Consider the following 524-nt stretch of genomic DNA (forward strand, 5'->3'; position numbering starts at 1 on the left):
AGCAGTTGGAGGTTCTTGTAATCATCCTTTCCGCCGAGGCATCTAGGGATGATGTGGTCGGTCTCCACTTGGTCTTCAATGGTGAAGTGCTGTCCGCACCATTTGCATTTGCCTTTCTGGTTTTTCAGCAGTTTGGCTTCTCGGTTTGGGATTTCTGCTGATTTCCCTCTTCTTGTTGCCCAGTAGACCCAGTTTCCGTCATACGTCGATGCGTTCGATTTTACCAACGTGTGGTAGACAATGGGAGTCCAGTTATGTTGTTGGAGTCGTAGACCACCCTGGGTTTGGAAAATCCACTTTTCATTCCTTTCCTTCCCATTACTCAGTATCACTTTTCCAGTTCGGAAGTATTTTCTGAGCGTTTTGTATTTGGCGTTTCTGCATCGTGACACTACCCATGCCCTTAGTTGCTGCCAGAGTATCTCATCTAGCTTTCCGAAAATCTCTGAGGAGACTACCCCTGAGTAATATCTTGACCATCCTGTGATGATGGGATTGAGATGTTTAATCAGGGCGGCTTGAGG

General features: G+C 46.8%; 1 protein-coding gene. It reads right to left on the reverse strand.

Annotated features, from left to right (window positions below):
* The coding region (locus tag LKE08_RS08965) for a group II intron maturase-specific domain-containing protein (RefSeq protein WP_324703877.1) at positions 1-524 on the reverse strand (524 nt) is incomplete at both ends.

This window comes from Lyngbya sp. CCY1209, assembly GCF_035615495.1.
GTDB lineage: Bacteria > Cyanobacteriota > Cyanobacteriia > Cyanobacteriales > Microcoleaceae > Limnospira.